The sequence below is a fragment of the Streptomyces hazeniae genome (assembly GCF_031845485.1).
Lineage (GTDB): Bacteria > Actinomycetota > Actinomycetes > Streptomycetales > Streptomycetaceae > Streptomyces > Streptomyces hazeniae.
This window is the reverse complement of sequence record NZ_JAVREQ010000026.1, coordinates 40,686-65,316: the sequence shown is the minus strand read 5'-3', so window position 1 is coordinate 65,316 and position 24,631 is coordinate 40,686. Positions and strand designations below refer to the sequence as shown.

26 protein-coding genes are annotated in these 24,631 nt (G+C 75.0%); 10 read left to right on the top strand and 16 right to left on the bottom strand.

The genetic code is table 11. The annotated features are described in order from the left end of the window. Positions 1-10 precede the first annotated feature (10 nt). From RM572_RS23920 to RM572_RS23885, 8 genes are all read right to left on the bottom strand, one after another. Positions 11-229, bottom strand: a complete 219-nt coding sequence (locus RM572_RS23920) for a hypothetical protein (RefSeq protein WP_311675471.1) — start codon at positions 227-229, stop codon at positions 11-13. A gap of 322 nt (positions 230-551) precedes the next feature. Beyond that, positions 552-1,190 carry a hypothetical protein gene (locus RM572_RS23915; protein ID WP_311675470.1) on the bottom strand — a complete coding sequence of 213 codons (639 nt, stop codon included), beginning with the start codon at positions 1,188-1,190 and terminating at the stop codon, positions 552-554. Positions 1,191-1,324: 134 nt separating this feature from the next. Further along, positions 1,325-2,119 carry a type III pantothenate kinase gene (locus tag RM572_RS23910; protein ID WP_311675469.1) on the bottom strand — a complete coding sequence of 265 codons (795 nt, stop codon included), beginning with the start codon at positions 2,117-2,119 and terminating at the stop codon, positions 1,325-1,327. Positions 2,120-2,121: 2 nt separating this feature from the next. Further along, entirely contained in the window at positions 2,122-3,213 is a 1,092-nt protein-coding gene (nadC, locus tag RM572_RS23905; protein WP_311675468.1) for a carboxylating nicotinate-nucleotide diphosphorylase, read from the bottom strand. Beyond that, on the bottom strand, positions 3,210-4,991 hold the full coding sequence (locus RM572_RS23900; protein ID WP_311675467.1) for an L-aspartate oxidase: 1,782 nt from the start codon (positions 4,989-4,991) through the stop codon (positions 3,210-3,212). Before RM572_RS23900 ends, nadC begins: the two co-directional genes overlap by 4 nt. A gap of 97 nt (positions 4,992-5,088) precedes the next feature. Beyond that, positions 5,089-6,039 carry a pantoate--beta-alanine ligase gene (panC, locus tag RM572_RS23895; RefSeq protein WP_311675466.1) on the bottom strand — a complete coding sequence of 317 codons (951 nt, stop codon included), beginning with the start codon at positions 6,037-6,039 and terminating at the stop codon, positions 5,089-5,091. Then, positions 6,036-6,989 (bottom strand): Rossmann-like and DUF2520 domain-containing protein, encoded by a 954-nt coding sequence (locus RM572_RS23890; protein ID WP_311675465.1) that lies wholly within the window; start codon positions 6,987-6,989, stop codon positions 6,036-6,038. The genes panC and RM572_RS23890 overlap by 4 nt, the downstream gene beginning before the upstream one ends. Before the next feature lie 155 nt (positions 6,990-7,144). Beyond that, positions 7,145-8,290: an NADH-quinone oxidoreductase subunit D gene (locus RM572_RS23885; protein WP_311675464.1), complete on the bottom strand. Its 1,146-nt coding sequence runs from the start codon at positions 8,288-8,290 to the stop codon at positions 7,145-7,147. Positions 8,291-8,395: 105 nt separating this feature from the next. Between RM572_RS23885 and RM572_RS23880 the strand changes: the two genes are divergently transcribed. Together RM572_RS23880 and RM572_RS23875 are read left to right on the top strand one after the other, a co-directional pair. Beyond that, positions 8,396-8,944: a PH domain-containing protein gene (locus RM572_RS23880; RefSeq protein ID WP_311675463.1), complete on the top strand. Its 549-nt coding sequence runs from the start codon at positions 8,396-8,398 to the stop codon at positions 8,942-8,944. Further along, positions 8,941-10,380 carry a PH domain-containing protein gene (locus RM572_RS23875; RefSeq protein ID WP_311675462.1) on the top strand — a complete coding sequence of 480 codons (1,440 nt, stop codon included), beginning with the start codon at positions 8,941-8,943 and terminating at the stop codon, positions 10,378-10,380. Before RM572_RS23880 ends, RM572_RS23875 begins: the two co-directional genes overlap by 4 nt. A gap of 54 nt (positions 10,381-10,434) precedes the next feature. Here the strand turns inward: RM572_RS23875 and RM572_RS23870 are convergent, their stop codons facing one another. Continuing rightward, positions 10,435-11,445 (bottom strand): SAM-dependent methyltransferase, encoded by a 1,011-nt coding sequence (locus RM572_RS23870; RefSeq protein ID WP_311675489.1) that lies wholly within the window; start codon positions 11,443-11,445, stop codon positions 10,435-10,437. Positions 11,446-11,621: 176 nt separating this feature from the next. Here RM572_RS23870 and RM572_RS23865 point away from each other — a divergent pair, with 176 nt between their 5' ends. Together RM572_RS23865 and RM572_RS23860 are read left to right on the top strand one after the other, a co-directional pair. Continuing rightward, positions 11,622-12,857 carry a sensor histidine kinase gene (locus RM572_RS23865; RefSeq protein WP_311675461.1) on the top strand — a complete coding sequence of 412 codons (1,236 nt, stop codon included), beginning with the start codon at positions 11,622-11,624 and terminating at the stop codon, positions 12,855-12,857. Positions 12,858-12,909: 52 nt separating this feature from the next. Then, positions 12,910-13,599 carry a response regulator gene (locus RM572_RS23860; protein WP_027764111.1) on the top strand — a complete coding sequence of 230 codons (690 nt, stop codon included), beginning with the start codon at positions 12,910-12,912 and terminating at the stop codon, positions 13,597-13,599. Between the two features lie 63 nt (positions 13,600-13,662). On the opposite strand, the gene RM572_RS23855 is transcribed toward RM572_RS23860, so the two are convergent. The 4 genes from RM572_RS23855 to RM572_RS23840 all read right to left on the bottom strand — a co-directional run bounded on the left by RM572_RS23855 (position 13,663) and on the right by RM572_RS23840 (position 17,260). Further along, entirely contained in the window at positions 13,663-14,622 is a 960-nt protein-coding gene (locus RM572_RS23855) for a hypothetical protein (RefSeq protein ID WP_311675460.1), read from the bottom strand. A 105-nt stretch (positions 14,623-14,727) separates the two neighbouring features. Continuing rightward, positions 14,728-15,723 carry an ABC transporter substrate-binding protein gene (locus RM572_RS23850; RefSeq protein WP_394813695.1) on the bottom strand — a complete coding sequence of 332 codons (996 nt, stop codon included), beginning with the start codon at positions 15,721-15,723 and terminating at the stop codon, positions 14,728-14,730. A 58-nt stretch (positions 15,724-15,781) separates the two neighbouring features. Then, on the bottom strand, positions 15,782-16,558 hold the full coding sequence (locus RM572_RS23845; protein WP_311675459.1) for an ABC transporter permease: 777 nt from the start codon (positions 16,556-16,558) through the stop codon (positions 15,782-15,784). Positions 16,559-16,561: 3 nt separating this feature from the next. After that, positions 16,562-17,260 (bottom strand): ABC transporter permease, encoded by a 699-nt coding sequence (locus RM572_RS23840; RefSeq protein WP_394813694.1) that lies wholly within the window; start codon positions 17,258-17,260, stop codon positions 16,562-16,564. An 85-nt stretch (positions 17,261-17,345) separates the two neighbouring features. On the opposite strand from RM572_RS23840, the gene RM572_RS23835 reads away from it, so the two are divergent. Next, entirely contained in the window at positions 17,346-18,512 is a 1,167-nt protein-coding gene (locus tag RM572_RS23835; protein WP_311675487.1) for an ABC transporter ATP-binding protein, read from the top strand. Positions 18,513-18,615: 103 nt separating this feature from the next. Here RM572_RS23835 and RM572_RS23830 read toward each other — a convergent pair whose 3' ends face one another. The 3 genes from RM572_RS23830 to folB are packed head-to-tail and all read right to left on the bottom strand — an operon-like array spanning position 18,616 to position 20,071. Continuing rightward, positions 18,616-19,104 (bottom strand): DUF3180 domain-containing protein, encoded by a 489-nt coding sequence (locus tag RM572_RS23830; protein ID WP_027764117.1) that lies wholly within the window; start codon positions 19,102-19,104, stop codon positions 18,616-18,618. A 14-nt stretch (positions 19,105-19,118) separates the two neighbouring features. Continuing rightward, positions 19,119-19,715, bottom strand: a complete 597-nt coding sequence (gene folK, locus RM572_RS23825) for a 2-amino-4-hydroxy-6-hydroxymethyldihydropteridine diphosphokinase (RefSeq protein WP_136182991.1) — start codon at positions 19,713-19,715, stop codon at positions 19,119-19,121. Beyond that, positions 19,712-20,071, bottom strand: coding sequence for a dihydroneopterin aldolase (gene folB / locus RM572_RS23820; RefSeq protein WP_311675457.1), 360 nt, complete (start codon positions 20,069-20,071; stop codon positions 19,712-19,714). The genes folK and folB overlap by 4 nt, the downstream gene beginning before the upstream one ends. 384 nt (positions 20,072-20,455) lie before the next feature. Between folB and folP the strand changes: the two genes are divergently transcribed. The 5 genes from folP to RM572_RS23795 all read left to right on the top strand — a co-directional run bounded on the left by folP (position 20,456) and on the right by RM572_RS23795 (position 24,601). Continuing rightward, positions 20,456-21,316 (top strand): dihydropteroate synthase, encoded by an 861-nt coding sequence (gene folP, locus RM572_RS23815; protein WP_311675456.1) that lies wholly within the window; start codon positions 20,456-20,458, stop codon positions 21,314-21,316. After that, a complete protein-coding gene (locus tag RM572_RS23810; protein ID WP_311675455.1) occupies positions 21,313-21,771 on the top strand; it encodes a nuclear transport factor 2 family protein in 459 nt (152 codons plus the stop codon). The genes folP and RM572_RS23810 overlap by 4 nt, the downstream gene beginning before the upstream one ends. 198 nt (positions 21,772-21,969) lie before the next feature. Further along, positions 21,970-23,796 carry a sensor histidine kinase gene (locus RM572_RS23805; protein ID WP_311675454.1) on the top strand — a complete coding sequence of 609 codons (1,827 nt, stop codon included), beginning with the start codon at positions 21,970-21,972 and terminating at the stop codon, positions 23,794-23,796. Next, positions 23,793-24,236: a roadblock/LC7 domain-containing protein gene (locus RM572_RS23800; RefSeq protein WP_311675453.1), complete on the top strand. Its 444-nt coding sequence runs from the start codon at positions 23,793-23,795 to the stop codon at positions 24,234-24,236. The genes RM572_RS23805 and RM572_RS23800 overlap by 4 nt, the downstream gene beginning before the upstream one ends. Then, entirely contained in the window at positions 24,236-24,601 is a 366-nt protein-coding gene (locus tag RM572_RS23795; protein ID WP_199779605.1) for a DUF742 domain-containing protein, read from the top strand. The genes RM572_RS23800 and RM572_RS23795 overlap by 1 nt, the downstream gene beginning before the upstream one ends. The last annotated feature ends 30 nt before the right edge of the window (positions 24,602-24,631 follow it).

Here is a 24,631-nt window from a genome sequence, read left to right as displayed (position 1 = left end):
TGAGGCGAATTCAGCCGTCCGTCGCGCGCGTGGCCGCGTCCGCGGAAGAGGCGGAGCGCGCGGCGACCGGACGGTTCGCGCCGCCGGAGGCGGAGTCCAGCGCCGCGTCGACGGCGGCGTCCTCCTTCGCCTTGTTGGCGCCGCCCTGGTTCTTCACGATCGTCACCACGAGGGCGGTGAAGCCGATCGCCATGACGAGGGGCGGGGTGAGGGCGGCGACGTAGTCCATGCCGGGGGCTCCTTGCGACGGGGCGCGTGCGGGCGCGTGTGCGCCCTTCAGCCTAGCGCCGGGCCGTCGGCATCCGCGGGGCGGGCGGCCTCTGCGCCCCTGCGTGCCGGGTCCGGGCGCCGCGACGCGACGCAGGGCGTGGCAGGCGAGCCCCTGCACCGTTCCGGCGCGGGCGCCGGCCACGGCGAGCGCGCGCCCTCGGGCATCCCGTTCGGCGCGTCTCTCCTCCCCGGGGCCCGGACGACTCGAGGAGTCGCGTCCGCCCGGCGCCGACCGGCGGGCGGGTGGGAGCGGGGTCGTGTTCGGCGGCGACGTGCGGGGGTCAGGCGGGGAGCGCGTGGGCCTCCTCGGGCGGGGTGGCGGGGCGGCGCCGCGGCGGGAAGACCTCGCCGGGGGTCGGGACGGGGCGGCGGCCCGGCTGCGGCGCGGGCTTGGCCGGCTCGCGCCGCGGCTCCTTGGGGGGCTCCTTCTTCGGGTCCCGCTTGGGCTTCTCCTCGGCCATGTCCGGCTCCGCCCGCACGGCGGCGCGCCCGCCGGGCAGGACCAGCAGCCGGCCGCGTACGGCCTGCTCGGCGAGGCCCTCGCAGCGCCGCAGGAGTTCCGCGCGGCGTTCGGCCGCGGGCCGGCCGGCAGGCGTCCGGGCGAGCGAACGGAGGGCGTTCAGGTCTTCCGGACGAGGCAGGTAGCCGGCCGCGAGGGCGTCGTCGAGCAGGTCGAGGTACCCGCCCGCGGTGCCCGGCAGGGCGGCGCGGTAGCGGGCGAGATCCGCGAGGAGGAAGGACCGGAGCCGGTGGCCCTCGCGCTCGGCCTCGTCGAGGGACTCGGTGAGCTGCAGGACCTCCCGGACCTCCCATGCGGAGGCGCGGCTGGACTGGAGGGCTACGGCGAGGGCGCCTCGGAGCACACGCAGCTCGTCCGCGCTGAACGCCATGCCACCTCGGGAACCGTAGGGCGTAGGCATGGTCCGACTGTACGAGCTTGTCCGACTAAAGTGCATTATCGCCCGTTCTGCGGGCGTGGCGGACGGACGTCCTCCGCGCCCTTCCCCGCAGCGGAGGCCCGCAGGCGCGCAGGCGCGGCGGGCGTCCGCGGTCGTCAGCGGGAGACGTTGCGCTCGTAGACCAGGCGGAGGCCCACCAGCGTGAGCCAGGGCTCGTGCTCGTCGATGAGTTCGGCTTCGCCGAGCACCATGGGCGACAGCCCTCCGGTGGCGATGACCGTGACGTCGTCGGGGTCGTCCGCGAGCTCGGCGGCCATCCGCCGGACCACGCCGTCGACCTGGCCCGCGAAGCCGTACAGGATGCCGGCCTGCATGGCCTCGACCGTGTTCTTGCCGATGACGCTGCGCGGGCGGGCCAGCTCGATCTTCCGCAGCTGGGCGCCGCGGACGCCGAGCGCGTCGACGGAGATCTCGATGCCGGGGGCGATCGCGCCGCCCACGTACTCCCCCTTCGCGGAGACCGCGTCGAACGTCGTGGCGGTGCCGAAGTCGACGACGACGCAGGGGCCGCCGTAGAGCTCGACGGCGGCGAGCGCGTTGATGATGCGGTCGGCGCCGACCTCCTTGGGGTGGTCCATCAGGATCGGCACCCCGGTCTTCACGCCGGGCTCGACGAGCACGGCGGGGATGTCGCCGTAGTAGCGGCGGGTGACCTCGCGCAGTTCGTGCAGCACGGCCGGGACCGTGGAGCAGATGGCGATGCCCTCGATGTTGTCGCCGAGTTCCTCGCCGAGCAGCGGGTGCATGCCCATCAGGCCCTGGAGCAGGACGGCCAGTTCGTCGGCCGTGCGGCCGGCGTCGGTGGAGATGCGCCAGTGCTCGACGATGTCCTCGCCGTCGAAGAGGCCCAGGACGGTGTGCGTGTTGCCGACGTCGATGGTGAGCAGCATGGTCAGGCGCCCTTCCCGGCGCCGGCGGGCCGGTCGCCGGTGACGTCGCGCAGGTCCAGGCCGATGTCGAGGACGGGTGAGGAGTGGGTCAGCGCGCCCACGGCGAGGTAGTCGACGCCGGTCGCGGCGTACGCGGCCGCGTCGGCGAGGGTCAGCCGCCCGGACGACTCCAGCCGGGCGCGCCCGGAGACGAGGGCGACGGCCTCGGCGGTCTCCTCGGGGGTGAAGTTGTCGAGCAGGATCAGGTCGGCGCCTTCCGCGAGGACGGGCTCGATCTGGTCGAGGCGGTCCACCTCGACCTCGATCTGCAGGTCGGGGAACTCCTCCCGCACTGCTTTGAAGGCCTGCGCGACGCCGCCGGCCGCGATGACGTGGTTGTCCTTGATCAGCGCCACGTCGGAGAGGGAGAAGCGGTGGTTGACGCCGCTGCCGCAGCGCACGGCGTACTTCTCCAGCGCGCGCAGCCCGGGGGTCGTCTTGCGGGTGTCGCGCACCCGGGCGGACGTGCCGGCGAGGGCGTCGGCCCAGGCGCGGGTGGCGGTGGCGATCCCGGAGAGGCGGCCGAGCAGGTTGAGGGCGCTGCGTTCGCCCGTCAGCAGGTCGCGGGTGCGGGTGCGGACGGTCAGCAGCTTCCGGCCCGGCTCGACGCGGTCGCCGTCCTCGGCGTGCCGCTCGACTTCGAACTCGTCGGTGCACACCACCGACAGCACCGCCTCGGCGATGCGCAGGCCGGCGACGGTGCCCGCCTCGCGGGCGGTGAAGTCGCCGACGGCGACGGCGTCCTCGGGCACGGTCGCCACGGTCGTCACGTCCACGCCGTGGTCGAGGTCCTCCTCGATGGCCAGGTGCGCGACGTCCTCGACCTGCACCGGGTCCAGACCGGCGTCGACCAGCAGCCGGGCCAGGTCGGGGTCGAGGCCGCAGTCCAGCGGGTCGAAGACGTCGTCGTCCGGGCCGCCCGCACCGCAGCCGCACGCGTCGCCGCAGCCGCCGGACGCGGACAGGGCGGCGCCGGCGGCGGGGCCGCCGATCTGGAGCAGCGGCACGTCCACGGGCTGCGGACGGCGTTCTTCGTCGGAGGAGGGGCTGGTCACGGGTACTCCTTGCGGATGACCGGGCTTACGGGCGGGAAGACCGTCGAGTCGGTCGTGGTGAGGTCGAGCGAGTCGAGCGTAGGGCTCTGCGCGTCGGGGCGCAGGGTGATGACGAGATGGCGGCGCCAGGCGGCGTCGTCCCGGTCGGGACGGTCCTCGCGCCAGTGGCAGCCGCGGGTCTCGGTGCGGCGGAGGGCGGCTGCGGTCAGGGCGCGCGCGACCAGGTGGAGGTTGGCGGTCTCCCAGGTGTCGACGCCGGGTTCGGCGGTCTTCGCGGGGGCGGCCGTACCGGCGGCGGGCAGCGCGTCGAGTGCGGCGGACGCACGGGCGAGGCTGTCGGCGGACCGGAGCACGCCCGCGCCGTGCGTCATGATCCGCTGGATCTCGGCCCGTGCCTCGGGCGGCAGGAGCGGGGCGTGTGCGGTGGCCGTCGCGCCGGGTGCGGCCTCTTCGCGCGCCTCTTCGCGCGCCTCTTCGCGCGGGGACGCCGTCGCGCGCGCGTCCGCCACGGCGTCCGCGATGCGCTCCGCGAAGACCAGGCCCTCCAGAAGGGAGTTGGAGGCGAGGCGGTTGGCGCCGTGCACGCCGGTGCACGCGGTCTCGCCGCACGCGTACAGCCCGGGGACGGTCGTCCGGCCGTGCAGGTCGGTGCGCACGCCGCCGGACGCGTAGTGCGCGGCGGGGGCGACCGGGATCGGGGCGGCGACCGGGTCGATGCCGTGTGCACGGCAGGCGGCGAGGATGGTCGGGAACCGCGACTCCCACATCGCCGCGCCGAAGTGGCGGGCGTCCAGGTACATGTGGGCGGCACCCTGCTCGCGCATCCGCCGCATGATGCCCTTCGCGACGATGTCCCGGGGGGCGAGTTCGGCGAGTTCGTGCTGCCCCTGCATGAACCGCACGCCGTCGGCGTCGACCAGGTGCGCACCCTCGCCGCGTACCGCCTCGGAGATCAGCGGCTGCTGTCCCTCGGCGTCCGGTCCCAGGTACAGCACGGTCGGGTGGAACTGCACGAACTCGACGTCGCTGACCTCCGCGCCGGCGCGGAGTGCGAGGGCGACGCCGTCGCCGGTGGAGACGGCCGGGTTGGTGGTGGCCGAGAAGATCTGCCCCATGCCGCCGGTCGCCAGGACGACGGCCGGCGCCCGCACGGCACCCACGCCGTCGTGCTGGCCCTCGCCCATCACGTGCAGCGTGACGCCCGCGGTGTGCCCGTCCGGGGTGGTGAGCAGGTCGAGGACGAGCGCGTTCTCGACGGTGCGGACGGCCTTCGCGCGGGCCGCGGCGACGAGGGCCCGGGAGATCTCCGCGCCGGTCGCGTCGCCCCCGGCATGCGCGATGCGGCTGCGGTGGTGCCCGCCCTCGCGGGTGAGGGCGATCTCGCCGGTGGTGGCGGAGAGGTCGAACTGCGCACCGGCCGCGATCAGGCGCCGGACGGCTGCGGGGCCGTCCGTGACCAGGGTGCGCACGGCCTCCTCGTCGCACAGGCCCGCCCCGGCGACCAGGGTGTCGTCGAGGTGCTGCTCCGGAGTGTCGCCCTCGCCCAGGGCCGCGGCGATGCCGCCCTGCGCCCAGCGGGTCGAGCCGTCGTCGAGCCGCGCCTTGGTCACGACCACGGTGCGCAGGCCGGAGTCCGCGCAGCGGAGGGCGGCGGTGAGGCCGGCGACGCCGGAGCCGACGACCACGACGTCCGCGTCCAGGGTCCAGCCGGGCGCGGGGGCGACGAGCGCCGCGCGCCCGCGCGGGTCGGCGCCGGGTATGCCGGTGCGGCTGCTCATGCGGGGCCTCCTGCGGCACGGAGAGGCTGCGGTCCCGCACCGGCAGCGGCGGACGGTTCCACGTGGAACGCCGGGGGAGGGAACGCCCGGGGCAGGATCATGCGGGGCCCTCCGGGAAGGGGAGGGGGATGTTGTCGATGAGCCGGGTGGTGCCGACACGGCCCGCGACGGCCAGGACCGCCTCGCCGGTGAAGCCCGCGGCGACGTCCGTGAAGTCGGACGGGTCGACCAGGGCGAGGTAGTCGAGGGTCACCGGGGGCGTGCCGTCGGCCGCCGGGGCGAGCACGCGGTGCGCGGCCGCGCGGGCGTCCTCCGGTCCGGCGCCCCGGGCCACCGCGTCGCGTGCCGCGAACAGCGCGCGGGACAGCGCGAGCGCCGCCCGCCGCTCCTGCGGCGCGAGGTACCGGTTGCGGCTGGACAGCGCCAGGCCGTCGGGCTCGCGGACCGTGTCCACGCCGACGAGGTCCACCGGGAAGTTCAGGTCCCGCACCATGCGGCGGATCAGGGCGAGCTGCTGTGCGTCCTTGCGGCCGTAGAAGGCCAGGTCGGGCTCGGTCAGGTGGAGGAGCTTGGCGACGACGGTGAGCATGCCGTCGAAGTGGCCGGGGCGGAAGGCGCCCTCCAGGCGCTCCCCCATGGGTCCGGCGGCTATCCGCACCTGCGGCTCCCCGCCGGGGTAGACCTCGCCCGCGCCGGGGGCGAAGACCACGTCGGCGCCCGCGTCGACGGCGAGGACGACGTCGGCGTCCAGGGTGCGCGGGTACCGGTCGAGGTCTTCCCCGGCGCCGAACTGGAGCGGGTTGACGAAGACGGTGACGAGCACCTGCCCGCGGTCTCCCACGGCCTCGCGCGCGGCGCGGACGAGTGCGGCGTGGCCGTCGTGCAGGGCGCCCATGGTCATGACGACCGCACGGCGTCCGGCGTCGGCGCCCCGCCGGCGCGGCAGCGCCGCGTGCAGTGCGGCCGCGCTGCGGGCGAGGCGGGGTGTGACGGCCGGGGCGGCCCCGGGACGCGTGCCCGTACGGCTTCCGGGCCCGGGTGTCGTCATCGCGTACCTCCGCTCTCGTCGCCGGACGCGCCCAGCACGTCCAGCAGGTCCTCGGCGTGTTCCGGCTTGAGCAGGCCGTGCGCGAGCGCCCGGTCGGCGGTCGTACGGGCCATCGCGAGGTAGCCGGCGACGGCATGCGGCGCGTGGGCGCGGAGTTCGGTGATGTGGGCGGCGACCGTGCCGGCGTCGCCGCGGGCGACGGGCCCGGTGAGGGCGGCGTCGCCGGAGCGCAGGGCGTTGTCGAGGGCGGCGCCGAGCAGCGGGCCGAGCATCCGGTCGGGGGCGCCGACGCCCGCCTCGCGGAGCAGTTCCATCGACTGGGCGACCAGGGTGACCAGGTGGTTCGCGCCGAGCGCCAGGGCGGCGTGGTACAGCGGGCGGACCTCCTCGGCGATCCACTCCGGTTCCCCGCCCATCTCGATGACCAGCGCCTCGGCGGCGAGCCGCAGCTCCGCCGGCGCGGTCACGCCGAACGAGCAGCCGCCCAGCCGCTGCACGTCGACCGGCGTACCGGTGAAGGTCATCACCGGGTGCAGGGCGAGTGGCAGGGCTCCTGCCTGCAGCGCCGGCCGGAGGACGTCGGTGCCGTAGCGGCCGGAGGTGTGGACGAGGAGCTGGCCGGGCCGTACGGCGCCGGTCCCGGCGAGTCCGGTGACCAGGTCGGGCAGCGCGTCGTCGGGGACGGTGAGCAGGACGAGGTCGGACCGGGCCAGCACCTCGCCGGGGTCGACCAGCGGCACCCCGGGGAGCAGGGTCTCGGCGCGGCGGCGGGAGGCGTCGGAGACACCGGACGCGGCCACCGGCCGGTGGCCGGCCTGCCGCAGCGCGGCTGCCAGCGCCGGGCCGACGCGGCCGGCGCCGACGACGCCCACGGTGAGGCGCGCGGGCCGGTCCTCGGCGCGCGCGGCCTCCGGCTGCCGGCCCGTGCCGGACGGGTGCTGTGGGTGCACGGAGTGGAACCTTCCGTCTGCCGTTCCGGTCCGCTGCCGGGTACCGGACGTTCCCGGCCATGCTATGCCCTGGCCGCGGCCGGGCCGGGCGCGGTCCGGACGGGCCGGACGGCCCGGCCGGCGGGAGTCCGCGCGCCGGAGCGGCGCCGCGCGGGCTACTTGTCGATGTCGCCGACGACGAAGAAGAAGGAGCCGAGGATGGCGACCATGTCGGCGACCAGGGTGCCGGGGAGCAGTTCGGTGAGGGCCTGGATGTTGTTGTAGGAGGCGGAGCGCAGTTTCAGGCGGTAGGGCGTCTTCTCGCCCTTGGAGACCAGGTAGTAGCCGTTGAGCCCGAGCGGGTTCTCGGTCCAGGTGTAGGTCGCGCCCTCGGGGGCCTTGAGCACCTTGGGGAGCCGCTGGTTGACGGGACCGGGCGGGAGGTCGGCGATGCGGTCGAGGCAGGCGTCGGCGAGGTCGAGGGAGTTGTGGGCCTGGCCGAGCAGCACCTCGAACCGGGCCAGGCAGTCGCCCTCCGGGCGGGTCACCACCCGGAGCACGTCGCCCAGCTCTCCGTAGGCCAGGTACGGCTCGTCCCGTCGCAGGTCGAAGTCGACGCCGGAGGCACGGGCGAGGGGCCCGCTGACGCCGTACGCGTGCACGGTCTCCGGCGCGAGGGTGCCCACGTCGCGGGTGCGGCCGCGGAAGATCTCGTTGCCGAGGACGAGGCGGTCGAAGACGTCCATCCGGGACCGGACGTCGGCGACGGCGCGGCGGGCGCGGCCGAGCCAGCCGGCGGGCAGGTCCTCCTTCAGGCCGCCGACCCGGTTGAACATGTAGTGCATGCGCCCGCCGGAGACCTCCTCCATCACGTTCTGCAGCTCCTCGCGCTCGCGGAACGCGTGGAAGACGGGCGTGATGCCGCCGAGTTCCAGGGGGTAGGAGCCGAGGAACATCAGGTGGTTGAGGACCCGGTTGAGTTCGGCGAGCAGGGTGCGCAGCCACACCGCGCGCTCGGGCACCTCCATGCCGAGCATGCGTTCGACGCCGAGGACGACGCCCAGCTCGCTGGAGAAGGCGGACAGCCAGTCGTGGCGGTTGGCCAGGACGATGATCTGACGGTAGTCACGCGCCTCGAACAGCTTCTCCGCGCCGCGGTGCATGTAGCCGATGACGGGCTCGGCCGCGCCGATGCGCTCGCCGTCCAGGACGAGCCGCAGCCTCAGCACACCATGCGTGGACGGATGCTGCGGGCCGATGTTGAGCACCATGTCGGTGCTCTCCGCGGCGCCCCCGATGCCGACCGTCGTCGTCTGCGTCATGACGTCCAGTCTGTCAGCACCGCGGCGGCGAGGAGGAGACGGGCGGCCCACACGTCCTCCTCCGGGCGGATACGGGCGACGGTGCGGGAACCTAGGGTTGGGCGCATGACGACGGCGACGGATGACGGGCGCGGTGAACGAGGCACACCGGACGCCCCGGGCGCACGGGACGCGGCGGCCCCGCTGCCCGCAGCCGACGAGTGGCGGGGCGTGGAACCCGCACTGCTGCCACTGCGGCGGGTGGTGCTGCTGAGCACGCTGCTCCCGGTCGCCGCGGTGGCCGGCGGGCTCCCGGGTCTGCTGGCCGGGCCGGTGTGGGCGCTGCCCGCGCTGGTGCCGCTCGGCTTCGCCGCCTGGGGCTGGGGCGCCCTCGCCCGCAACTGGCGGTCCTGGCGCTACGCCGAACGCGCGGACGACCTGCTGATCGCGCACGGTGTCCTGTGGCGCGAGATCACGGTGGTCCCGTACGGCCGGATGCAGCTGGTCGAGGTCACCTCCGGCCCGCTGGAGCGGCGGTACGGGCTGGCCACCCTCCAGCTGCACACCGCGGCCGCCACCACGGACGCGACGATCCCCGGGCTCACCCCCAAGGAGGCGGAACGGCTCCGGGACCGGCTGACCGAGCTGGGCGAGGCCCGATCGGCGGGGCTGTGAGCAGCGGGGAGGGCGCGCCGGTCACCCGGCCCGCCACCGAGGACGTCGCAGAGGGCAAGGACACCGGCCGGGGGCCGCAGGGCTCCGGGGCGCCCGAGGAGCGGCCGCAGGGCTCCGCGGCGACCGAGGAACAGCCGGAGGGCAAGCGGCTGCACCCGGTGACGCCCTGGCGCCGCGCCTGGGCGCCGATCGCCGGCCTGGCCGCCTTCACCTTCCAGGACTTCGAACGCACCCGGCAGTGGTTCGAGCAGCTGACGCTCGGCTGGCTGCTGGCGGCGTTCGCCGTGCTGGTGCCGGTCGCCGCCGCGTACGGCTTCCTGTCCTGGTGGTACACCAGCTACCTGGTCACGGACACCGAGCTGCGCATCCGCACCGGCCTGCTCTTCCGCCGCACCGCGCACATCCGGCTGGACCGCATCCAGGCCGTGGACGTCGGCCGTCCGATGCTGGCGCGGATCGCGCAGGTCGCCAAGCTGAAACTGGACGTGGTCGGCGCCGACGCCAAGGACGAGCTGGCGTTCCTCGGCGAACGGGAGGCGGTGGCGCTGCGCGCCGAACTGCTCGCCCGCGCCGCCGGGATGGCGCCCGAGGCCGCACCGACGGCGGGCGAGGCCCCGGCCCGCGACCTGCTGCGCGTCACCCCCCGGATGCTGATCGTCTCGGTGCTGCTGCTGTCCGGCGGCTGGCTGCTGCTCGTGGCTCTGGTGCTGGTCCCGGCCCTGATCTACACGGCCACCGGCAACGTGTGGCCCGCGCTGGCGGCCGTGGTACCGCTCGCGGGCGCGATGTGGGGCAACACCGCCGGGCGGGTGCTGAAGGAGTTCGACTGGACCGTCCAGGAGTCGCCGGACGGCCTGCGCATCGATCGCGGCCTGCTCGACCGGGCGCACGAGACGGTGCCGCCCGGCCGCATCCAGTACGTGCGGGTCGTCGAGCCGCTGCTGTGGCGGCGACGCGGCTGGGTGCGGGTCGAGCTGCAGGTCGCGGGCGCCGGGAAGGAGCGCGGCGGCGTGCTGCTGCCGGTGGCGACCCGGGCGGACGCCGCACGGGTGCTGGCACGGGCGCTGCCCGGCGTGGAGCTGGACGCGGTCGCGGCGTCGCTGTCGCCCGCGCCGCCGCGGGCCCGCTGGTGCGCCCCGTTCTGGTGGCGCTCCTACGCCCACGGCGTGACCGGCACCGTCTTCGCCACGCGCACCGGACGCGTGCGCCGGCAGACCGAGCTGGTGCCGCACGCGAAGGTGCAGAGCGTCCGCTCCGAGCAGGGGCCGTGGCAGCGGCGGCTGGGGCTGGCCGACGTCACCGTGGACCACGGGGCCAACGGCTGGGCGAGGGCGCGGCTGCGCGACGCGGACGAGGCCCGCGCCCTGGTCGCCGCGCAGGCCGAGCGGTCCCGCACGGGCCGCCGCACGGCCCGCCCGGAGCGCTGGCTGACGTAGGCCCTGCCTTGCCCGGCGGATCGCCCCGGTCCGCCGGGCACGGGCCGGGCGGCGTCAGCCGTCGGGCCCGGCCACGGCGTGAGTCTGCGCGGGCGCGCCGAAGAGGTCGGGCGCGTCGACCGGACGGGTCAGCCAGGTGAAGGCGCCCAGGCCGGCGAGGTCCGTGAGCTCCGCCGCCTGCGAGGCGTCGCGGAGCCCCCGCACGTACGCCAGGGCGTCCGTGGACGCCCAGGACAGGGGCGGTCTTCCGCCGTGCACGCCGAGGTCGTGCAGCGCCTCCCGCTGGGTGAGCGTGCGCCACGGCCCGCCCGCGGCGGCCGCGCACGCGTCGACGGCGACGTGCGCGGTCAGGTCGCGGGCCCCGTCCGGCGCGGGCGGCACCTCCCGGCCGTCGAGGTAGCCGGTGAGCGTGCCCAGCGGCGGGCGGGCGGCCCGGGTGTGCGCGTAGTCCACGGCAACGGCCAGTCCGCGCCGGAGCGTGCGGACGGCCGCCGTCCAGGCGACGTCCCGGGGCAGGCCGACCTCGGCGCGCAGACCCGGCTCGGCGTCGAGCGGCCACCAGCGCCGCAGCCACGCGGCGTCCTCGCCGGCGACGGGCTCACCCGCGGACTCCCGTCCCTCCCGGTCCACCAGGACGTACCGCACGACGCCCGCGTCGTCCGCCTCGACGACGTCCAACGGCACGTTGTCCAGCCACTCGTTGGCGAAGAGGAGTCCGGTGACGGAACCGGGCGGCGGGAGCACGTCCTGCCAGACGATGCCGGGGTCCAGCCCGTCCGGGCGGGGCGCGAGTTCCACGGCCACCCGCCGCAGCCGCCGTGCGAGACCGTGCGGATCGTCCTCCGCCACGGCCTCCGCGACCTGTGCGAGCAGCTCGCCCCGCCCGGCGCCGACGTCGAGCAGGGTCAGCTCGCGGGGGCGGTCCAGCGCCTCGTCGAGGCGCAGCAGCAGCCGTGTCACCGCCCGCGCGAACAGCGGCGACACGTGGACGGAGGTACGGAAGTGCGCTCCCGGCGCCTCGCGCACGAAGAAGCCGTGCGGTGGCGCGTACAGGCTGTCCGTCATCGCCGACCGCCACCGGCGCGGCGATTCCGCTTCTGCGTCCGTCACGCGGCTCACGGTACGCGCGGGGGCGCGACGCGGGGGCGGGCGGCGCCTCCACCTTGCGGAGTAGACGCGGGCCGGAGGATCCGCTTCACGGCTGACCCCGGCACGTGCCCGGCCTGCATACGCTGGGTCACGTGCACCGCATCTACGAGTTCGTCCGCCGTCACCCGACCTGGGTGGACAGCCTCTGGGCGCTCGTCCTGCTCCTGCCGTCGGCGGTGTGGATCGTCGCGAGCATCGCCGCACCCCCGCAGGCCACCGGAATGGCGGACAGCACGGCTCAGCAGATCGCCGCCGTCCCCATCGCCCTGGCGCTGTCACTGGTGGTCGCGCTGCGGCGGCGCGCCCCGGAGAAGATGCTGCTGCTCGCGATCGGCACCGGCATCGCCCAGCTGATCACCGGCGTGGAGACCAACCCCGGCGACTTCGCCTTCCTGGTGATCATCTTCACTGTCGCCTCCCGGCACGTGCGCTGGGCCTCGCGGCTGGCCCTGGTCGGCGGCCTGCTGGCACCGCTCATCGCCACGCTGCGCTGGCCGCCCGAGCAGTCCGCCCCGCAGACCGTGCTCGGCTGGCTGTTCCTCACCGTGCCCTTCGCCCTGGCCTGGGTGATGGGCGACTCGCTGCGCACCCGCCGGGCGTACTACGAGCAGCTGGAGGAGCGCGCCGCCCGGCTCGAGAAGGAACGCGAGGCCCAGGCGAAGGTCGCGGTGGCCGCCGAACGGGCCCGCATCGCGCGCGAGCTGCACGACGTCGTGGCGCACAACGTGTCGGTGATGGTGGTCCAGGCGGACGGCGCCGCGTACGTGCTGGACAGCGCGCCGGAGCAGTCGCGCCAGGCGCTGCAGACCATCTCCGGCACCGGGCGGCAGGCGCTCGCCGAGATGCGCCGTCTGCTGGGCGTGCTGCGCACCGGCGACGGCGAGCAGCGCCGCGACGGCGACGAGTACGTGCCGCAGCCGGGTGTGGAACAGCTCGCCGAACTCGTCGACCAGGTGCGCGGCACCGGGGTGACGGTCAAGTTCGCCATCGAGGGGACGCCCCGCCCTCTGCCCAGCGGCGTCGAACTGACGGCGTACCGCATCGTCCAGGAGGCGCTGACCAACACCCGCAAGCACGGCGGCCCGCACGTGGGCGCGAACGTGCGGCTGACGTACGGCGACGGCGAGCTGGAGCTGCTGGCCGAGGACGACGGGCGGGGCGCGCAGCCCGAACTGTACGAGGACGGCGGCGCGGACGGGCTCGGGCAGGGCCTCATCGGCATGCGGGAACGCGTCGGCATGGTCGGCGGCCGCCTCCAGGCGGGGCCGCGACCGGGCGGCGGCTTCCGGATCAGCGCCGTCCTGCCGCTCAGGGGCGGAACGCAGTGAGACCGCGCCCGGCCGCCGGGCTCCGAGGGGGAACCGTGGGAAAGGGAACGCGATGACCACGACCATCCGCGTGATGCTGGTCGACGACCAGGCACTGCTGCGCACCGGCTTCCGCATGGTGCTGGCCGCCCAGCCCGACATGGAGGTGGTCGCCGAGGCGGGCGACGGGGCGGAGGCGCTCGACGTGCTGCGCTCCCGTGCGGTCGACGTCGTGCTCATGGACGTGCGGATGCCCCACCTCGACGGCGTCGAGGCCACCCGGCGGATCTGTGGCGGCGAGGGCGGGCCGGGCGCGCCGAAGGTGCTCATCCTCACCACCTTCGACCTGGACGAGTACGCGTTCAGCGCGCTCAAGGCGGGGGCCGGCGGGTTCATGCTCAAGGACGTGCCCCCGGACGAGCTGCTGTCCGCGATCCGCTCCGTGCACAGCGGCGACGCGGTCGTCGCGCCCAGCACGACCCGGCGGCTGATCGACCGCTTCTCCACCGTGCTGCCCTCGGCGGTGGAACAGCCCGTCGCCCGCGAGCTGGAACGGCTGACCGACCGGGAACGCGAGGTGCTGGTGCTCATCGCCCAGGGCCTGTCGAACGGGGAGATCGCGGCGCGGCTGGTGCTGTCCGAAGCGACGGTGAAGACGCACGTGGGGCGCATCCTGGGGAAGCTGGGCCTGCGGGACCGGGTGCAGGCGGTCGTCCTCGCGTACGAGACGGGCCTGGTCCGCGCCGGCGACGGGTCCCGCTGACGCCCGGCGGCCGGTCGGCGCGGGCGGCGGACGGCGGCCCGCGGCCCGGCCCGGCCCGGCCCGTCAGGGGAGGGCGCTGCGGAGCTCGGTGATGTCCAGGGCGGCGGCGTCGTCGGCGAGGTCGACGACCTTGCCCGCCGCGGGGTGCGTCCGGCGGGAGCGGGGGGCGGGTTCGGGCTCCGCGTCCTCCGCGGTTCCGGGAGAACCGGCGTCCCGGCGCGGCGCCGGGCCCGACGCATGCGGGGCGCCGGCGGGCTTCGCCCTGGCGGCCCCGAAGAAGTCGAAGCCGCCGCCGGGACGGCGGGGTGCGGGCGCCGGACGCACCGCGGGAGGCGGCACCGGCGCGGCGGCAGTGGCCGGGGATGCCGGCGTCGGCGGCCCGTCCGCCTCGCCGCCCTCGACGGCCCGGAGCCTCCGCTGCCGCTCCGCGCTGCGCCGCAGATGCCGCAGCGCCTCGCTCGCCTGAAGATAGGTCAGCGGTGTCGGGGCTCCCGACGCGCTGCGGTGGTCCGCCGCGCCGGAGGTGAGCGCCGCGCGCACGGGCGCCGCGGCCTCCAGCTCCAGCAGGCGGCGGCCCTCGAGGGCGCTGGCCCGCTCGGTCTCGGCGTTGGCGTACCGCCGCAGCAGCGCGGCGTGCTCGTTGCGGAGGCGGCCCAGCTCCGCCCGCCTGGCGGTGAGTTTCCGCTCCACCGCGGCACGCAGCTCGCGCGCCTCCTCGAGTTCCGCCTCGTGCTCGGCCTCCTGCTCCTCCGCGCGCCACTCCATGCTCGCGCGGCGCGCGTCGAGTTCGGAGACGCGACGGCCCGCCCGGCGGTCCCAGCGGCGGGTGAGGACGGCGCCGGTCACGGCCGCGAGTGCGGCAGCGGCGGCCAGACCGCGCAGCACCACGGTGTCGGTGTCGCCGAGTCCGGCGGGGCCGACCAGCCAGGCGCCGCCCGCACACGCCAGAGCAGCCGCCGCGACCGCCGCCGGTGGGAGGAGGCGGTGCAGTGGCTGCTCATGGCGATGACGTCCACGTGGCATGGCCTGAAATTTACCGTGTGTGCCCCGCTGTGCGACACCTCACGAAGGCATTGTTATCGGCCGGTCATCGGTCCGGCGGACGGGCGTCCCGTGCGGCCCCGGCGTTCAGCCGTTCAGCAGGCCCTCGTCCTCCAGGTAGCTGCGGGCGACGTCCTCCGGCTTGCGGCGGTCGGCGTCGACCTGGCGGTTGAGGCCGACCAGGTCCTGCGTGGTGAGCGCCGCGGTGACGCCGTCGAGGGCCTCGGCGACCTTCTTCCCGCCCGCGTCCTTCGCGTTGACCACGGGGAGCACGTTGTCGGCGTTCTGGAGGCCCTCGTCGTCCTTCAGCAGCACCAGCCCGAAGTCCTCCAGGGTGGCGTCGGTGGTGGTGGTGAGCACCATGTCGTTGGTGCCGTTCTTCACCGACTGCTTGGCCTGGGTGGTGCCGACGCCCTTGGGGTCGACCTCGGCGACGTCGATGCCGTAGGTCTTCTCCAGGCCGGGCTGGCAGAAGGGGCGTTCCACGCACTCGTCGCCCGCGGCGAGGCGCACCTCGACGCCGGCCTCGCCGAGGTCGGAGAGGGTCTCCAGATCGTGCTTCGCCGCGAACTCCTTCGTGACGGCGAAGGCGTTCTGGTCGACGGCCTCGCCCGCGTCGAGCACCTTCAGGCCCCGCTTCCCGGCGAGCTTCTCCAGGGCGGCGACGGTCGTCTCCACGTCGCTGGAGGCCACCGGGTTCTCCGCCGGGGCGTCGGCGCCGTTGACCTGGGCGTTGAGGAACTCGGCGAGCGTGGCGGCGTATTCCGGCACCACGTCGATCTGGCCCTTCTCCAGGGCCGGTTCGTACAGCTCGCGGTTGGCGACCGTCTTGATGGTCGTGTCGAAGCCCGCGTCCTCCAGCGCCAGGGCGTAGAGGTTCGCGAGGACCTTGGACTCGGTGAACCCGGCCGAGCCGATCACCAGCGACTTCCCGCCGCCCCCGTCGGAGGCGCCGCCCTGCTCCTCCAGGCTCTCGCCGCCGCCGCAGGCGGTCAGGCCGGCGGCCAGCAGCGCCACCGTCCCGGCGGCCGCCGCGGCGCGCACGCCGCGGCGTGCGCGGGTCCCTCTGGTCGTCCCGATCACGTTCTTCACCGTCCATCTGTTCGATATGAGCGAGGCGTCAGCATGCCACGGAAGGCTGTCAGACGGGCGCCTTCAGCGACTCGCGCTCCGGTGCGGCACCCGTACGGTCGTGACCGTCCTCGTCGGCCGGTTCCCCGCTGCGGCCGTTCGTACGCCTGGCGCCGCGACGTCCGCGCATCGGGTCCAGGACGCGGCCGAGGGCGATCATCGCCAACTCGACCAGGAGCGCCAGCACCGCGACCAGGACCGCGCCGGCCACCACCTGGGCGGTGTCGTAGGTGTTGAAGCCGGCGGTGATGATGCGGCCCAGGCCGCCGCCGCCGACCATCGCGGCGAGCGTCGCGGTGGCGACCACCTGCACGGCGGCCGACCGGACGCCGGTCATCAGCAGCGGGTACGCCAGCGGCAGTTCGACGCGGAACAGCAGCTGTCCACCGGACATGCCCATCCCGCGGGCCGCCTCCACGACCTCCCGGTCGGCCTCGCGCATGCCCACGTAGGCGTTGGTGAGCAGCGGCGGGATCGCGAAGAGCACGAGCGCGACGATCGTCGGCAGGTCGCCGCCGCCGACGGTGGCGAGCGGGGTGAGCATCAGCAGCACGAGCACCGCGAAGGTGGGGACGGCGCGGCCGACGTTGGACAGGTTGATCGCCAGCGGCCCGCCGCGCCCGAGGTGGCCGAGCCACACGGCCGTGGGCAGCGCCACGGCCGCGGCGATGCCGAGGCAGACCGCGGTCAGGTAGAGGTGCTCGCCGAGCAGGGCCAGCGCACCGCCGTCGCCGGTCCAGTTGCCGGCTGTCGTCAGCCAGGTCCAGGCTCCCTGGAACACGCCCATGGTTCAGCCCTTCCCCGTAGCGGCCCGGTGCCGGGTCCACGGCGTCAGCGCACGCTGGAGCCGGAGCAGCAGCAGGTCGGCGAGCACGGCGAGCACCACGCAGAGCACGGACGCGGTGAGCACCTGTGCCTTGAAGACGGTCTGGAGCCCGCTGTAGATGAGGTTGCCGAGGCCGCCGTAGTCGACGATGGCGCCGACCGTGGTCAGCGAGACGGCGGAGACCGTCGCGATCCGTACGCCCGCCATGAGGGCGGGGACGACGAGTGGGAGCTCCACCTCGAACAGCATCCGTCCCGGGCCGTACCCCATGCCGCGTGCCGCCTCCCGGGCCTCGGCGGGCACGCCGTCGAGGCCGGCCAGGATGTTGCGCACGAGGATGGTGAGCGAGTACAGCACCAGCCCGGTCACCACGACCGAGACGGAGAGGCCGAAGACGGGCAGCAGCAGCGCGAACATCGCCAGCGACGGGATGGTGTAGAGCACCGTCGTCAGTCCCAGGACGGGTTCCCGGGCGGCCCGCCAGCGGCGGGCGGCGAGTGCCAGGGGGAAGGCGACCAGCACGGCCAGCACGACCGAGACGGCCGCGATGCCGATGTGCTGGACCGTCGCGTCGGCGAGTTCTCCGCTGCGGGAGCGCAGGTACTCGGCGCATATCCAGTCGTTGTCTCTGAGGCAGTCCCTCGAGGCCACCAGGGCTCCCATCCCGCTTTCGCCGGTTCGCGCGCTTTCCGGTCTGTGGGCGGACGTACCCGGACACGCCTCACGATCACCTGTCAGTATGACGAGTGTGATTCGTTTCGAGAGCGTCGGCAAGCGATACCCCGACGGCACGGTCGCCGTGGACGACCTGACCTTCGAGGTGGCCGAGGGCGAGATGGTGACGCTCGTCGGCCCGTCCGGCTGCGGCAAGACCACCACCATGAAGATGGTGAACCGCCTGATCGAGCCGACCTCCGGCCGCATCCTGGTCGACGGCGAGGACATCGCCCGGGTCGACCCGGTGGAGTTGCGGCGGCGCATCGGCTACGTCATCCAGCAGGTCGGGCTCTTCCCGCACCGCAGCGTGCTGGACAACACCGCCACCGTGCCGCACCTGCTGGGCGTGAAGAAGGCGCAGGCGCGGAAGCGGGCGGCGGAGTTGCTCGACCTCGTCGGACTCGACCCCTCGGTCTTCGGCGACCGCTACCCCGACCAGCTCTCCGGCGGGCAGCGGCAACGGGTCGGCGTCGCGCGGGCGCTGGCCGCCGACCCGCCCGTTCTGCTGATGGACGAACCGTTCGGCGCGGTCGACCCCGTCGTGCGCGAACACCTCCAGAACGAGTTCCTCAAGCTGCAGGCGCAGGTGCGCAAGACGGTGCTCTTCGTCACCCACGACATCGAGGAGGCCGTCCGGCTCGGCGACCGGATGGCCGTCTACGGCGAGGGGCGCATCGAACAACTCGACCCTCCCGCGAAGGTGCTGGGCGCCCCGGCGACGCCTTACGTGGCGGACTTCGTCGGCGCGGACCGCGGCCTGAAGCGACTGTCGGTGACACCGATCGAGCCCGGCGATCTGGTGCAGCCACCCGTCGTACGCAGGAACGACGCGGTGTCGGACGCCGCCCACCGGATGCGCGCCGACGCGGCGCGGTGGGCCGTCGTCCTCGACGACGACGGCAGCCTGCACGGGTGGATCGACGCCGACGACGTCTCCGCCTCCGGCGACGGGACCGTCCGCGACCACGCCCGCCGGATGAAGGCGTGGCTGCCGCTCGGGGCCTCCCTCAAGCAGGCGTTCAGCACGATGCTCCAGTACGACGCCGGCTGGGTCGCCGTGCTCGACGGCGACGGCTCCCGCTTCGCGGGCGTCCTCACCCCGGCCCGGCTGCACGAGGCGCTGCGCCGGTCCGTCGACGCCGACGAGCGCGACGTCCCCCGCGAGGACGTCGACCTGCACTCCATCACCGGCGCGTAGCCGCACCCCGCTCTCGCGGGCAGGGCGCGGGCAGCGCGCAGGCACGACCCCGGCACGACGCGGGCGCCCGTACGCGCGACGGGGCGGGCGGGCGGGCGCGGCGCTACGCGGCGGCGGGAGCCTGGGGGTCGTCGTTGTCGTCGTCCGGGAGGCGGCAGACGCGCTGGAGGAGGAAGGCCGTCGCGACGACGGCGACGGCCGCGGCGACGGACAGGCCCGCGTAGAGCGTGTCGGCGCGCCGCGCCGGGCCCTCGATGTCGCTGAGCAGCAGGAAGACGCCGGTCCCCCCGTAGAGGCCGGCGACGAGCGCCGCCACGAGCGCGCTGGCCTGGCCGAAGACGACGGCGCGGGCGGCCATCATCGGGTCGACGCCCTTCGCACCGGGCTGCCGTTCGCGCTGCGCCTTCAGCCGGGCGCGCAGGCCGAGCGCGGTCGCGAGGAGCACGGTCGCGATGACGGCCAGCACGACGGGCGCGGCGACCGGGACGCTCGGCAGCGCGCCCCAGCGGTCGAGCAGTCCGGCCAGCGCCCAGCCGAGGACGGCGGCGACCGCGAAGACGCCCGCCAGAACCCTGATTCGCAGTTCTCTCACGCGGACACCAACGCTCAGTCGGGCAGGCTCAGTTCCAGGTCGTTGCGCGCGGAGACGCCTTCGCGCCCCACGGCCGTCAGCAGGTCGGCGACCTGGCCGCGGCCGGGCACCTCGGCCTCCGCGTCGACATCGTGCCACGGCGCGAGGACGAAGGCCCGTTCGTGCACGCGCGGGTGCGGCAGGGTGAGCAGCGGGTCGTCGGAGATCACGTCCTGGTAGGACACGATGTCGACGTCGATGGTGCGCGGCCCCCAGCGCTCGTCGCGCACCCGCTCCAGCGCCTCCTCGATGGCGTGGCCGCGTTCGAGCAGCGAGCCGGGCGGCAGCGTGGTGCGGACGAGGACGACCGCGTTGAAGTACGCCGGCTGGCTCGCGGGGTCGACGCCCCACGGCTCGGTCTCGTAGACCGGGGAGACCGCCTTCACCTTGAGGCCGGGGGTGTCGGCGAGCGCGTCGACGGCGCTCTGCAGCGTCTCCAGGCGGTTGCCGAGGTTGCTGCCGAGGGCGATCACGGCGTGCTTGGGGTTGCTGAGGGTGATGTCGGCCGCATCCACCTGGCGCACGACGGAGGCGGGCACCGGCTGTACGGTCGGGTCACTGTTCGGCGTCATGCGCGGCTCCGCTGGATGGTGATGGTCACGTCGTCGAAGGGCACGGTGACGGGGGCCTCGGGCTTGTGCACCACGACCCGCACCTCGGCGACGGCCTCGTGCGCGAGGCAGACGTCGGCGATGCGCTGGGCGAGCGTCTCGATCAGGTCGACCGGCTCGCCCGACACGACGGCCACGACCTCCTCGGCCACCACGCCGTAGTGCACGGTCCGGGCCAGGTCGTCGCCGGTCGCGGCGGCGCGGGTGTCCACGCCCATGTCGACGTCCACGACGAAGGTCTGTCCCTCTTCCCGTTCCCGCGGAAGCACGCCGTGATGCCCGCGGGCACGCAGGCCGTGCAGCGCCACTCGGTCCATCGCGTCTCTCCTTCCTCCGGGTCCGGTGCGGTCCTGGCCGCCCGTTTCGTGACGGGCGCGTGCGTGCCGGTACACGTCGCGCGCCGGTACACACCGGTGCGGGCCGGTACGGGTCGGTGCATGTCGGTACGTGTCCGGACGGACACGCGGCGCGCCGGGGCGCGCCGCGGGTCGAATCTACCCGCGGGCTCCGCCGGCGCCCGTGCGCGGGGCCGGTCGAAGCTCCGCGCCGTGGTGCGCGGGACCTACCCGGCAGCGTGGCGGCACAGTCTCACACGCCCCTCGGTGGGCACGAAGGAGTGGTCCGCGGGCCTCGCGCTGACGTGCGGCCCCGGCCGCGACGGGTAGGACGCCGCGACGGTACGACGGCCTAGTCTTGGGGCCATGAGAGCGTTGCGTGGCCGGGTCGCCGGTCTGCCGGAGTGGGACCGCTGTGCGGTGATGGGCGTGGTGAACGTCACGCCGGACTCCTTCTCGGACGGCGGCCGGTGGTTCGATCACGAGGTGGCGGTCAAGCACGGGCTGGACCTCGTCGCCCGGGGCGCGGACCTGGTGGACGTCGGCGGGGAGTCGACCCGGCCGGGGGCCACACGGGTGGACGAGGCGGAGGAGTTGCGCCGGGTGCTGCCGGTGGTGCGTGACCTCACCGCGGCGGGGGTGCTGGTCAGCGTCGACACCATGCGCGCCTCGGTCGCCGAACGGGCGCTGGCGGCGGGTGCGTCGCTGGTCAACGACGTCAGCGGCGGCCGGGCCGACCCGGCGATGGTGCCGGTGGTGGCCGCGGCGGGTGCCCCGTTCGTGGTGATGCACTGGCGCGGCCGGTCCGTCGACATGAACGACCGGGCGGTGTACGGCGACGTGGTCGCCGAGGTGATCGACGAACTGCGCACGGCCGTGGACGGCGCGGTCGCGGGCGGCATCGCGGCGGAACGGATCGTCGTCGACCCGGGCCTGGGCTTCGCCAAGAACGCCGGTCACGACCTGGCGCTGGTGGCCGCGCTGGGGCGGTTCCGCGCGGAACTGGGGCTGCCCCTGCTGGTGGCCGCCTCGCGCAAACGCTTCCTCGGCCGGGTGCTGGCGGGCGAGGGGGACGCGGCGCCGCCGCCCGCCCGGGAACGGGACGCCGCCACGGCCGCCGTGACCGCGCTCGCCGCCCGGGAGGGTGCCTGGGCGGTGCGGGTGCACGAGGTGCGGGCGAGCGCCGACGCCGTGCGCGTCGCCCGGGCCGTCGAGGGAGCCGCGTGAGCCGCGCCCGCACGGACATCGAGGCCGTCGAGGAGGCCAACACCGCGCTGTACGAGGCGGTCGAGCGCGGTGATCTGGAGACGCTCGGCGGGTTGTGGCTGGACGCGGAGGTCAGCGTCGTGCACCCCGGCTGGCCGGTGCTCACCGGCCGTGGCGAGGTGATGCGCAGCTATGCGCTGATCATGGCGAACACGGAGTACATCCAGTTCTTCCTGACGAACGTGGAGATCTCCGTCATCGGCGACACCGCGGTGGTCAGCTGCACGGAGAACATCCTCAGCGGCGGTCAGGCCGAGGAGGACGGGGACCTCGGCCCGCTGGTCGGCGGACTGGTGGTGGCCACCAACGTCTTCCGCCGCGTCGAGGACGGGAGCTGGAAGCTGTGGTCGCACCACGGTTCGCCGGTCCTGGTCGAGGGCGAGGACGACGACGGCAGCGAGGAACTCGGCGCCTGACGGGCCCCGTTCGGACCCGCCGGACGCCCGTCCGGTCATGCGGGCACCCGAAACGGACCAGAACGGTCACGAACCACCCTCGCCCGTCGGGTTGTTCACCTACCGGGCACCTCTTATTGACGTGAACTCTTCTATATTGGTCCTCTATTGATCACGGTCACGCTGTCCGGACCTGACCAGTCCCGAGGACCAGAAGAGATGACGACCGAAAACGCCCCCCGGCGGAACAGTCCGTCCGCGGCTGCCGGCGCGGCGACGGGGACCGCGCTCGCCCTGCTGATCGCGGTGACGGTGACCTCGCCCGCCTGCCTGCTCGCGGTGTACCTGGCTCCGACGTCGCTACGCCCCGAGATCGCCTGGACGTCCGGCGCCGTCGCGCTGCTGCTGTGCGTCTGCGTCGCCGTGGCCGCGTACCAGCGGCTGACCGCCCGCCGCCTGCGCGGCGAGCTGGCCGCACGGGACGCCGACGCCGCCGAACACCGCGCCGCCACCGACCGTTTCGCCGACATGACCGTGCCCGAGGTGGTGCGCCGGCTGCGCGAGGGCGCCTCCGCGGAGACCGCGCTCGCCGCGGCCGGACGCGTCGAGGACGACGCGCAGCGCCGCGTGCTGGGCACGCTGGCCACCGAGGTGCACCGCGGCGAGAGCCGCCGGGCCGCTGCGATGGCCGCCTGCGCCAACGCGGCAGGCCGCGTCCAGGCGCTGACCACGTCCATGGCCGCCGACCTGCGGGAGATGGAACACCGGCACTCCGACCCGGACGTGCTCGGCGACCTGCTGCACTTGGACCACCGCACCGCGCAGACCGGGCGGCTGGCGGACAGCATCGCCGTGCTCACCGGCGCCCGTTCGGGACGCCGCTGGGCCAAGCCCATCCGGATGGAGAGCATCCTGCGCGGCGCGATGGGCCGTATCCAGGGCTACCAGCGGGTGCGGCTGCACTCGACGTCCACCGTCGCGGTCGCCGGACACGCGGCGGAGGGCGTCATGCACGCCCTCGCCGAACTCATGGACAACGCGGCGAACTTCTCCCCGCCCACGGCCGAGGTCCACGTGTACGTGGAGCAGGTGTCGGCCGGGGTCGTGGTGACCGTCGAGGACGGCGGCCTGGTGATGGGCGAGGTCGCGCTGCGCCGCGCCCAGGAGGCGGTGGAGCCGCGTTCGGCGCGCGACCTGAGCGCCCTGCCCGGGACCCGTCTCGGCCTCTCCGTCGTCGGACGCCTGGCGCACAAGCACGGTCTGTCCGTCTCCTTCCGCCCCTCCGCCCACGGCGGTACGGGCGTGCTGCTGCGCATTCCGCAGGAGCTGGTCACCGAGAGCACGCCGTCGTCCGGCGAGACCCACGGCCGCGGACTCCCCCACCCCGCCGCCCGGCAGGGCGGCGGGACCGGCGACGTTCCGCCCGCCCCCGACCGCGCCCGCACGGAGGCCGGCGCCGGCACGGCAGCCCCCGCAGCCGCCGGGGCGGGCGCGGGAGCGTCCGCGGGCGCAGGCCTCACCGCGGGCCCCGGCGCTGCTCCGGAGCCCGCCGCGGACGACGCCACCATGGTGATCCCCCGCTACCCCGGGACCCCGGACCACGCCGGCCGCCAGGCGGACACCGCCGAGGCGCCGGAGGGCCGGGAGCACCGGCGCGTGGCCGACGAGGCTCCCGGCGACGAGACGGTGCAGTACGGCGAGAGCGGGCTGCCCCGGCGCCGGCGCGGCCGTACGCTCGCCGCGGCACGGCGGGCGGCCGAGACCGCCGCCGCCGAACGCCCGCGCCGCCCGCGCACCGCGGCCGACGCCGGTTCCCGGCTCGGCGCCTTCCGGCGGGCCGTGCGCGGCGACACCCCCGCGGCGGGCACGGACACCGCTCCGGCCGTGCGCGGCGACGCTTCCGCCGGCCGCGGCGACGCTCCGGCGCCCGCCACCACGGGCCCCGGCGCACCGCCCGGCAACGGCCCGGCGACCACCGAGGCGGCCACCGAAGCCGCCGCCTCGCCCACCTTTTCCGATTCGCGCGCGGAGGAACGCCCGGAATGATGACCGACGGCAAGCTGGACTGGTTGCTGGAGAACCTGCTGGAGCGGACGCCCGGAGCGCGCCACGGGCTCGTGCTGTCCCGCGACGGACTGAAGCTGTGCCGCTCGCCGGAGCTGTCCGTGGACCAGGCGGACCAGCTCGCGGCCATCGCCGCGGGCATCCAGAGCCTGTCGCACGGCGCCTCCGTGGAGTTCGGCGACGGCACGGGCGGCGTTCGGCAGGCGATGACGGAGTTCTACGGCGGCATCCTGTTCGTCGTGGAGGCGGGCGAGGGCGCGCACCTGGCGGTCGTGGCGGGTGAGGACGCGGACGTCGGCCTGGTCGGGCACAACATGAACGAGCTCGTCGAGCAGATCGGCGAGCACCTCAGTGCCCCGCCCCGCGAGAGCGGCGACGGGGACGGCGCCCGGGGCGACCGCACGGACCGCGGCGCCGCCTGATGCGCCCGGGACGGGACGACGATCCGGACCGGCTGTACACCGTCACCGGTGGCCGCAGCCGGTCGGACGCTTCGGACACTCTCACCTTCGACCTGGTGACCCTGGTCGTCGCCGAGTGCGACCCCACCCCGGCGATGCAGTCCGAGCACGCCGCGATCCTGCGGATCTGCCGCCACCCGACGGCGGTGGTGGAGGTGGCGGCGGACCTCGGCCTCCCGGTGGGCATCGTCCGCATCCTGCTCGGCGACCTGCTGGCCGCCGGCCGGATCACGGCCCGCCACCCCCGTACGGCCGCCGCGGCGACGGACCGCATGCCCGACCCCGAACTTCTGAAGCAGGTGCTCGTTGGCCTCCGCAACCTCTGACCCGACCTCCCGCTTCCCCGGTGCGTCACC